The following is a 10,063-nucleotide window of genomic DNA, read 5'->3' as shown; positions in this document are numbered from 1 at the left end:
CTGGATTCATCCACCTCAAATACTCATTAACGGAGTTCAAAGACTCATTCATCTAGCTCAAAGACTCAAAATCCCAATTCCCCAATCTTAATTTATGCAAACAAAAGGTCGTTCTCGCCATTTTATCTACACAGACTGGATATTAATCGAAACCCAGTTTGACCCTGAGCAATTGCACTCCAAAGAAACCGTCTTTACAATCGGCAATGGATACCTGGGAACCAGAGGCAGTTTTGAGGAAGGTTATCCTCATGCATTGCCAGCTACTTTTATTCACGGTGTTTACGATGATGTGCCTGTAGTATACACCGAACTGGTAAATTGCCCCGACTGGCTACCCTTGATAGTAATTGTAAATGGCGATCGCTTCCGTCTCGATCGAGGTGAGATATTGCGCTACGAGCGCCAGCTTGATTTACGCCAAGGACTACTGACTCGGGTTTTGCGTTGGCGCTCTCCCAGTGGGAACACCATAGACATCAGCTTTGAACGCTTTGCTAGTCTTGCAGATCCGCACGTGTTGGCGTTACGCTGCCATTTAACACCAATAGATTTTGAGGGGTTAATCGAAGTTCAAGCTAGCATCAATGGCTATCCAGAAAATCAGGGTTTCAATCACTGGGAAGAATTAGATCAGGGCAAGATTGACCAAGGAATCTGGTTGCAACGCCGCACGCGCAACTCTCGAATTGAACTCGGTATGGCAGCTAAGGTAACAATATTAGGCACTGAAGCATCTTTGCAAGTCAATACCGCACCTGGTTATCCTACCTTGAGTACAACCTTCTTGGCGAAAGCGCAGCAGACTGTGACGGTGGAAAAACTTGTTACCGTTTTTACCTCGCGGGAGATTGAAGCACCAGTTCCAGCAGCTCGAGAAAAACTCGCACAGCTGCCAAATTATGCAACATTACTAAAAGCCAATGAGCAGGCATGGGATGAGGTTTGGCAGCAAAGTGACATCCTGATTGAGGGAGATAGCACAGCTACTTTTGCTGTTCGCTACAATCTGTTTCAACTGCTGATTGCTGCCCCACGGGATGACGATCGGGTGAGCATTCCCGCTAAAACCCTTTCGGGGTTTGGCTATCGCGGTCATATTTTTTGGGATACAGAAATTTTTATGCAGCCTTTGTTTCTGTTTACCCAACCAGCGATCGCCCGCAACTTACTCAGTTACCGTTGGCACACCTTACCAGGAGCTAGACGCAAGGCAGGCCATTACAGTTATAAAGGGGCAATGTTTGCCTGGGAAAGTGCTGATACTGGAGATGAAGTGACACCACGTTGGGCTATTGGTAGTGATTTTTATGGTGAAGATGTGCGGATTTGGTGCCGCGATCGCGAAATTCATATCAATGCAGATATCCCCTACGCAGTCTGGAACTACTGGCAAGCCACTGGTGATGATGACTGGATGCAAAAGTGCGGCGCAGAGATTATCTTAGATGCCGCGCTCTTTTGGGGTAGTCGAGTCGAATTCAATTCTGAGCGCTCGCGGTATGAAATTCAAGGAGTAATCGGAGCGGATGAATACCATGAATTAGTCCACAACAACGCCTTTACAAACCGGATGGCGCAATGGCATTTAGAGAAAGCGATCGCCGTCTATGATTGGCTGGCTGATAAATTCCCCGAACGAGCCACCGAACTAGAACAGAAACTAAAGCTGACTCCAGAGGAGCGATCGCACTGGCAAGATATCGTCGCCAAAATATTGTTTTTCTATGACCCATCAACAGGACTAATCGAGCAGTGCGAGGGATTTTTCCAATTGGAAGATATCAACTTAGCAGATTATGAACCACGCGATCGCTCCATGCAACCGATCTTAGGTATTGATAAAACCAACAAATCTCAAGTACTCAAACAGCCAGACGTATTAATGCTCTTATATTTAATGCGGGAATCAGCAGATTTTCCCTATAACGAAAAAGCATTGCAGACAAACTGGGACTACTACGCACCCCGCACTGATATTACTTATGGTTCGTCCCTTGGCCCAGCAGTTCAAGCCATTTTAGCTTCCGATTTGGGCAAATCAACTGAAGCTTACGAACAATTTATGCGGGCGTTAATGGTGGATCTTGAAGATAACCGAGGTAATACCAACGACGGAATTCACGGTGCTAGTGCTGGTGGAATTTGGCAAGCTGTAATTTTTGGATTCGGCGGCATCCAACTAACTGAAAATGGCCCTGTAGCCAACCCCCACCTACCCCCTGGCTGGACGCGCTTAAAGTTTAAACTGCACTGGCGCGGAAAATGGCACGACTTTGATTTGCATTGGGAATTGGGCATGGAGCATGGGGCATTGGGCATGGGGCATGGGGCATGGGGCATTGGGCATGAGGAGAAGGGAACAAGGAGACAAGGAAACAACGCAGATAACGCAGACAACCAATTCTCAATGCCCAATACTTCTCTGCGAGACGCTACGCGAACGACTTCGCTCAGTACAAGTGCCCAATCCCCAATGCCCAACATCCAAGGATTCATCTTCGATTTAGATGGTGTGCTAACAGATACAGCAGAACTTCACTATCTCGCTTGGCAAAAGCTAGCTGATGAAGAGGGTATACCGTTTAATCGAGAAGCTAACGAAGCTTTGCGGGGCGTATCCCGTCGTGCTTCTCTGATGGTGATTCTTGGGAATAGAGCGTATTCGGAAGCACAAATCGAGGAGATGATGGAGCGTAAAAATCGCTACTATGTGGAATTGATCCAAAACATGACATCCCACGATTTGTTACCAGGTGCGATCGCCTTGTTGGATGAACTGCGGCAAGCTGGTATTAAGATCGGTATTGGTTCAGCAAGCAAAAATGCCCAGACTGTGATTGAGCGATTGGGCATTGCTGATAAAGTAGATGCGATCGCTGATGGTTATAGCGTCCAAGAACCCAAGCCAGCACCCGACCTCTTTCTGTACGCAGCCAAGCAGCTAGGAATCGAACCCGCGCAATCTGTGGTTGTAGAAGATGCCGCAGCCGGTGTTGAAGCCGCTCTCGCTGCTGGGATGTGGGCAATAGGACTTGGCCCTGTTGAGCGAGTTGGAGCCGCTCATATTGTTTTACCCAGTCTAGAAGGTATTAAATGGGCAGACCTTCGAGAGCAATTGAGTAATATTTCCAAACGAAAACATTAAATATAGCAAGGGACTGGGGATGATGGGGCCCCCTCTGGGGATAAGGGGTAATGGGGACTGGGGACTGGGTGAAAAGCCTTTTTTTATCTAAGTTGTATCGTGTCTGTTGATGTCCTAACCACCAAGGCTTGTGCTATAAACGAGAGCTGCTTGATTACTTACAGCAGATTTCCAGGAAGGTGAAATACACAAAGATTCGTCTTAAAGCCAGGTATAAAGTATGTTTTACTCTTGAATTCTGCTGTATTCAGTCCTAATCAGCCCAAAGAACTAAAACTACCTAAAACTACATTGAAATTACTGATAGCTGCTAAACTCCAAAAGCTAATATCGTCTAAGTAGGGAATCTAAAACAAACTCCACTTTAGAAATTAGGAGCAAGAGCGTGAATTCGGACGATTTAGCTTTGCAGATAGAGAACATGCGTAAGCGCGTCGCCCTCTTGCAACGCCAGAACGAACAGCAAAAAGCACAAGCAGATATTCAACTCGTTACCGCAGTATTCAAAGAAGTTTACCTGGCTTTGGAAGAACTTCAACTAGTAAATGAAGATTTAAAGCAGCAGAATGAAGAATTATCCAAAACTCAACAGGCTTTGGTAGCAGAAAGTCAACGCTACCAAGAATTATTTGAGGAAGTCCCAGACGCTTATTTTGTGACTGATACAAAAGGGATAATTCAGGAAGCTAACTCAGCCGCTACCACTCTGCTTAACATTTCTAAAAGTTCATTGTTGGGCAAATCCATAGGGATTTTTGTGCTAGAGAAAGAAATAATTGCTTTTCATTTGAAACTAACTCATCTGCGCGATCGCGCTCAATTCCCAGACTGGAAAATGCAAGAATGGGAAGTAAACCTACGACCGCGTGACAAAACACCTATTATTGCTGCGGTTAAGGTGGTTGCTATCCGCGATCGACATAGTGAGTTAGTTAGTCTGCGCTGGATATTGCGGGACATTAGCGAAAGTAAACGAACGCAAGCCAAGCTGCAATGGGCAGAACAGGCGATGCGACAAGCGCTTGCTAAAGAAAGGGAGTTTAGCGAACTTAAATCCCGCTTGCTCACCATCACTTCCCATGAGTTTCGCACCCCTTTGGCTACCATCCACTCTTCTGCGGAACTACTAGAACATTATCGCCACCTCTGGAGCGAACAGCGACAACAGACTCACCTGCGTCGCATTCAAAAATCAGTTATGCATATAACCCAGTTATTGGATGATGTATTAGTGGTGAGTCAGGATGAAACAAGCAAGTTAGAGTTTAATCCAACACCGATAAATTTAGTGGAATTTTGCCGCGATTTATTAGAAGAATTACAACAGAGCGATCGCTCACAACATGCGATCGTTTTTAGCAGTGAGTGCCAATGCACAGAAGCTAATTTAGACGCGAAACTACTGCGCCAAATCTTGAGTAATTTATTCTCAAATTGTCTAAAATACTCTCCCATTGGAAGTACAGTTAGGTTTTCTGTAACCACTAGCAACGAGCAAGCTATATTTCAGACTCAAGATTCTGGTATTGGCATTCCTGCTTCTGACATTGAACACATCTTTGAACCGTTCCATCGCGCTAGTAATACAGCTAATATCCCAGGAATGGGATTAGGGATGTCCATTGTCAAGCAGGCTGTAGATTTACACGGCGGCGAGATTACAGTTGAAAGTGCGATCGATGCGGGAACTACCTTTACAGTTATTCTGCCATTTTCAAGAAATTTCCATGTATAGCTAATCAATCACTTTTATTTATCGAATTTAAAAACAAAAGTAATTGCTTGTATGCTAGAAGGTCTTTAAAGTGGAGTAAGCCGGTCAACAATAGGTTGATTGTAAAGTTTTTCTTCGCAGTAGCTTAGGGAAACAAACTCAAAGACTTTGTATCTTTAAATATGAGCTTAAAATATTACGCCTGTGGTAATCTCTAACAAATCAGAATACGCACTTCTAGCCCTGTTAGAGTTAGCAACCTGCTACCCTAACGGTGAAGCCCTACAAATTCGAGAGATAGCGGCTTTGCAAGACATCCCGAACCGCTATTTAGAACAACTCCTAGCGACATTAAGACGTGGAGGTTTAATTAAGAGTATACGCGGAGCCAAAGGTGGCTATGTTCTGGCACGAGATCCCGGAAAAATTACAGTGTTGGATGCTTTTAGCTGCATGGAAGGGTCAGATATTATTGTCTCTCCTTCTGAGCCGACTCCTAATACAGTAGAAGGTGAGCTAATTCAGGAAGTTTGGCAAGAAGCACGTCAAGCTGCTAACTCTGTTTTAGCAAAATATACACTCCAAGACCTTTGTGAACGAAGATCGATCCGACAACAGAAGGAACTAATGTATTACATTTAGGAAGTATAATTACTAATTCGTAATTCGTAATTAAAAGGGGAAGATGAAAGTAAGAACGAGCAATCTGTGACACTGTTATATGCCTGAAGTCAATTTTCAACAGCCGATAAATAGTGCCGCTACTCTCGTGGAGAGTTATGCAGCAGGAAAACGGAACTTTAGTAAAGCAGAACTGGGTAATGCTGATTTGCAAGGCATTAACTTGAAAGGATCTGACCTAAGTTATGCTGACTTGAGTGAAGCTAACCTGAGTAACGCTAATTTGAGGGGAACTGATTTGAGCTTTGCCGATTTGAGTCAAGCTAATCTGAAGGATGCCGATCTTAGGGGAGCATTATTGATGTCCGCGAATCTCCGCCAAGCCGCTCTTAAAGGAGCGAACCTGGAAAAAGCAGATTGCGATCGCAGCACCCATTTTCCCCAAGATTTCGACCCAGTGAAAGCGGGTATGCAGATTAAATTTGAAGATTAATTAATTTAAGTTAAACGATCGTACTGGCCTCAAGATAGAAGATATTTCTCTCAAAAGAGTTGTATTTTGGTAAAAAAGCCTATCTATGAGGTTGACAATGGAGGCGAAAAGTGAAACCCTCAACCGACGCGCACCACTAATAACTGCTGGAATTTTTCTTGGTGTGGGTCTTGGAGGGTTTATTGATGGAATTTTACTGCATCAAATCCTCCAGTGGCATCACATGCTCAGTAACATTAGGCCTCTGACAAATAGGGCGAATATAGATTTGAACATGGTGTGGGATGGATTATTTCATACCTTGGATTGGGTATTCACCGTGGCAGGACTTGTGTTACTATGGCATGCCGGAAGACGTGATGATGTTCCTTGGTCATCACAAACCTTTATTGGATCGATACTGATTGGGACTGGGTTGTTCGACTTTATTGAAGGTTTAATTGACCACCAAATTCTCGGTGTCCATCATGTTAAACCAGGCCCAAATGAGTTAGCTTGGGATCTAGGATTTCTGGCATTCGGTGCGCTACTTGTTCTCATCGGCTGGCTAATGATTAAAAAAGAGTCAAGAGTCATTAGTCATTAGTCATTGGTCATTGGTCATTGGGTATTGGGTATTGGGCATTGGGCATTGGGCGTTAGAGTGCTGAGTTAGGAGTTAGGAGTTAAGAGTTAAGAGTTTTGTTTATCTCCCTCCTTGTCCCCTGCTCCCCTGCTCCTCTGCCCCCTGCCCCTCTGCTTCCCTGCTCCAACTCATTACTCATTACTCATTACTCATTACTCATCCGCTCCCCTGCTCCCCACTCCCTCCTATGACAGATACTTTTGAAAAAACTAGCTGGAATTGGCATTTGTCTCAATTCCAACAACAAGCGGGTGAATGGTGGGAATACCAGTTTTACCGCTTTGAACGGGCTTTACCAGAATTGCCTACTGGATGGTCAATTAGCCCAAGGCTTAGTGAATTGCTAAAATTCTTGTTTTGGCTGGTACTGGGATTATTTGTAGCGTGGGTGGGTTGGCGATTATGGCGAGAATTCAGTCCCTATATATATTCTTGGCTAAATAGAAGTGGCAATCTCACTGATTTTCGCGTTAAAACTCGCTCCAATGAGTCATCCATAGCCCTTTTGTTGGAGCGATCGCAAGAATTTTACCGTCAAGGTAACTACCGTGAGGCTTGCCGTTGTGTTTATTTAGCGATGTTGCAGCAGTTGGATAAAAATGCGATTGCACCCCACAAACTCAGCCGTACTGATGAAGAATATTTGCAATTGCTGCGATCTTCTGTGACTTCCATACAGCCTTATGAAACTTTAATTACTACTCACGAGCAATTATGTTTTGGTAATGCTGAGATTTTGCCAGACAATTATGAGCAGTGTCGGCAAGCTTATCGAGAAATTTCTCCAGAATGAAAAAGAGACGTTACAATGCAACGTCTCTACACAAAACAAACAATATTTTATATGAAGAATTCAGAACTCAGGAGTCAGAATTCAGTATGAATTCTGTACGAGTGGGTGACGCATATTGGTTAAAAGCGAGTGAAATAGTTACTGGGCGAAAAAAATTAAAATATTCTCGCCTTAAAACTCTATCTCTTTATGGGTTGAGTATTCACCAATTCTGAATTCTGCATTCTGACTCCTGTTTTATTTGGTGAGAATTGCGATCGCCTTGTCCACAGCTTGCAAGGCAGTATTGACTTCCGCCTCTGTAACAATTAACGGTGGCACAAATCGGACTACTTTTGGCCCAGCTGGTACTAGCAATACACCTTCCTTGATGGCAGCATTGACGACATCGGCTGCGGTTATCTCGATGTCGGCTCGTAACTCCAAACCGTTGATTAAACCCCAACCCCGAACTTCGCCAATGTGCTGAGGATATTTCGCTGCGATCGCCTTCAATCCAGTTCGCAACTGTTCGCCTCTGTCTTGCACATTCTGCAAAATATTTTCTTTTTCCAATGTCTGGCAAACACTGAGTGCTACACCACACACAAAAGGATTTCCGCCAAAGGTGCTAGCGTGTTCCCCTGGTTGAAAAACATCGCAAAATTTCTTGCTCATCATTGCACCGATAGGGACACCTCCACCTAAGCCTTTAGCACTGGTGAAAATATCCGGTTCAACGCCGAGATGCTCGTAAGCCCATAATTTGCCACTACGCCCCATACCAACTTGCACTTCGTCGAAAATCAACAAAACGCCAGTTTCATCGCAAATTTGCCGGAGCTTTTTGAAGTAGGCAACATCTCCCGGACGGACACCGCCTTCTCCCTGCAATGGCTCGATCAGAATTGCTGCTACCCGATAATCGCCTTCATCCAACTCGCTAATCGCCACTTCCACAGCGTTAATATCGTTGTAATTTACGTAGTGGAACCCAGGAACCAAGGGATCGAAGTATTTTTGATACTTCGGTTGTGCTGTAGCGGTAATGGTTGCCAAAGTCCGTCCGTGGAAACTGGCATTGGCGGTTAAAATAATCGGTTTTTCAATGTCTAATACTGTGTGAGCGTATTTACGCGCCAGTTTAATTGCGGCTTCGTTAGCTTCAGCTCCAGAGTTGCAGAAAAATACGCGCTCGGCACAGGAACGATCGACAAGCCATTTTGCCAATTCACCTTGCTCAGGAATGTAATACAAATTAGAGACATGGTGCAGCTTTTGGATTTGGCGTGTTACCGCTTCTACCATTGCTGGGTGGGCGTGCCCTAAAGTACAAGTAGCAATTCCCGCTACAAAGTCCAGATATTCCCGCCCCTGCGTATCCCAAACCCGGCATCCAGCACCCCGTTCTAGGGCTAAGGGAAACCGGGCGTAGGTAGACATGACAGCTTCATTAAAGCTATCTGTATCAAAGGGACTAGATGCTGACCCTGAATCTGGGGGGATGGTGGCTTGGTCAACGAGAGTTTGTAGGCTCACTACCGCTCCTCCTGAAAGTTTTTCATTATATAGTTATTTACTAGTTTCCTAGAAATCCCTAAAAAATACTTTTTATTTAGCACAACTCGTACTTCTTCTTAAACTAACGTTTATATGACCTCAAAGGCCTGGTGGTGGTGAAAAAAACTTTGTACTCAACACTTGAGCAATTTAAAGCCACAGATCCCCGACTTTTTAAAGAAGTCGGGGATCTTCTCGATCGCGATTGACCCAGTAGCTCAACAACCATTTCAAGGTGCATCTTAGCTTTGTGCAAATTCAGCAGGTTCTCTTGGTCAAACCTATCGGGGTAAGCCATTCTCGTACCTTCCAAGGTTATTTTGATGAGTGCTGCTTGCTCATCTGTGGGTGAATTCATTTCATCTCATCCCTTCAAAAAATTAGACCTCTTGCATAAATCAAAAATAAGAAAGAACCCCACCCCGCCAAAGCTACGCTTTGTCTCCCCTCCCCGCTTGCGGGGAGGGGTTGGGGGTGGGGTGTTAGAGATTTTTGCAAGAGGTCTATTGAATGGCGCTAAGTCCAGGAGATTTTAATCCCCTTCCTTCTCTTAGCTGCCCAAGTGCTAGCTGAGGGAATGCCATCAGAGAAGTAAGGTAGCTGACTTTGTATGCCGCACTGCCTGTAGGTTTAACACCGTATCGACGGCATAAGTCACGTAATTCTGGGATGGTTTTGATTTCTAACTTGGAACGCGTGAACATAAAATAGAGTTACCTCTTGTAAAAGTGGTATCGGTAGGTAACAACTTTTCCAGGGATGATACCTACCGATTTAAACTCTATTTCCTTGTATACATCAAATCAAGCCTTATTTATATCTCTCAACAATGCCTAACCCCAAGGGTAACCCTCAAAATTTTGAATCATCTCAACCAAGTAGAGAGTTAACCGATAATCTGAGTTTCCGGGTTACTAAGGAAATGAAGGAAGAGGTGAAAGCACAAGAAGACCCTCCAGAATTCTGTAGACGCGCTATCCAAGAAGCACTAGATAAGAAAAAAGGTAAGTAGTCCTGAGTTATTGGACTATTAGTATAGATAATTTTAAAGTTAGTAGAAAACTAGAAAAAGTAGGCTAAAAATACTATTTTTACCTCATTCTCAACACTTGAGCAAAAATATCAACGTA

The 10,063-nt window shown here is 44.3% G+C and carries 10 protein-coding genes; 7 read left to right on the top strand and 3 right to left on the bottom strand.

Annotated elements, in window-relative coordinates; all coding sequences use genetic code 11:
• Nucleotides 1-94: 94 nt before the first annotated feature.
• From pgmB to RMY64_RS03270, 6 genes are all read left to right on the top strand, one after another.
• Complete coding sequence (gene pgmB, locus RMY64_RS03295) at nucleotides 95-3,148, top strand: beta-phosphoglucomutase (protein ID WP_322699297.1); 3,054 nt, start codon at nucleotides 95-97, stop codon at nucleotides 3,146-3,148.
• Between the two features lie 385 nt (nucleotides 3,149-3,533).
• Entirely contained in the window at nucleotides 3,534-4,883 is a 1,350-nt protein-coding gene (locus tag RMY64_RS03290) for an ATP-binding protein (protein ID WP_322685245.1), read from the top strand.
• Nucleotides 4,884-5,066: 183 nt separating this feature from the next.
• Nucleotides 5,067-5,504, top strand: coding sequence for an Rrf2 family transcriptional regulator (locus tag RMY64_RS03285; RefSeq protein ID WP_322691513.1), 438 nt, complete (start codon nucleotides 5,067-5,069; stop codon nucleotides 5,502-5,504).
• A gap of 79 nt (nucleotides 5,505-5,583) precedes the next feature.
• Nucleotides 5,584-5,976 carry a pentapeptide repeat-containing protein gene (locus tag RMY64_RS03280; protein WP_322668746.1) on the top strand — a complete coding sequence of 131 codons (393 nt, stop codon included), beginning with the start codon at nucleotides 5,584-5,586 and terminating at the stop codon, nucleotides 5,974-5,976.
• Nucleotides 5,977-6,073: 97 nt separating this feature from the next.
• Nucleotides 6,074-6,562 (top strand): DUF2243 domain-containing protein, encoded by a 489-nt coding sequence (locus tag RMY64_RS03275; RefSeq protein ID WP_322699296.1) that lies wholly within the window; start codon nucleotides 6,074-6,076, stop codon nucleotides 6,560-6,562.
• Nucleotides 6,563-6,788: 226 nt separating this feature from the next.
• Complete coding sequence (locus RMY64_RS03270; RefSeq protein WP_322699295.1) at nucleotides 6,789-7,394, top strand: DUF4129 domain-containing protein; 606 nt, start codon at nucleotides 6,789-6,791, stop codon at nucleotides 7,392-7,394.
• Between the two features lie 237 nt (nucleotides 7,395-7,631).
• On the opposite strand, the gene RMY64_RS03265 is transcribed toward RMY64_RS03270, so the two are convergent.
• The 3 genes from RMY64_RS03265 to RMY64_RS03255 all read right to left on the bottom strand — a co-directional run bounded on the left by RMY64_RS03265 (nucleotide 7,632) and on the right by RMY64_RS03255 (nucleotide 9,637).
• On the bottom strand, nucleotides 7,632-8,912 hold the full coding sequence (locus tag RMY64_RS03265; protein WP_322699294.1) for an aspartate aminotransferase family protein: 1,281 nt from the start codon (nucleotides 8,910-8,912) through the stop codon (nucleotides 7,632-7,634).
• A 103-nt stretch (nucleotides 8,913-9,015) separates the two neighbouring features.
• Nucleotides 9,016-9,291, bottom strand: a complete 276-nt coding sequence (locus RMY64_RS03260) for a hypothetical protein (protein WP_322699293.1) — start codon at nucleotides 9,289-9,291, stop codon at nucleotides 9,016-9,018.
• Between the two features lie 145 nt (nucleotides 9,292-9,436).
• A complete protein-coding gene (locus tag RMY64_RS03255) occupies nucleotides 9,437-9,637 on the bottom strand; it encodes a hypothetical protein (RefSeq protein ID WP_322699292.1) in 201 nt (66 codons plus the stop codon).
• A gap of 125 nt (nucleotides 9,638-9,762) precedes the next feature.
• On the opposite strand from RMY64_RS03255, the gene RMY64_RS03250 reads away from it, so the two are divergent.
• Entirely contained in the window at nucleotides 9,763-9,945 is a 183-nt protein-coding gene (locus tag RMY64_RS03250) for a hypothetical protein (protein WP_229458098.1), read from the top strand.
• The last annotated feature ends 118 nt before the right edge of the window (nucleotides 9,946-10,063 follow it).

It is taken from the genome of Nostoc sp. DedQUE08 (assembly GCF_034530895.1).
Lineage (GTDB): Bacteria > Cyanobacteriota > Cyanobacteriia > Cyanobacteriales > Nostocaceae > Nostoc.
The sequence above is the reverse complement of the archived record's forward strand: the minus strand, read 5'-3'. Positions and strand labels throughout refer to the sequence as shown.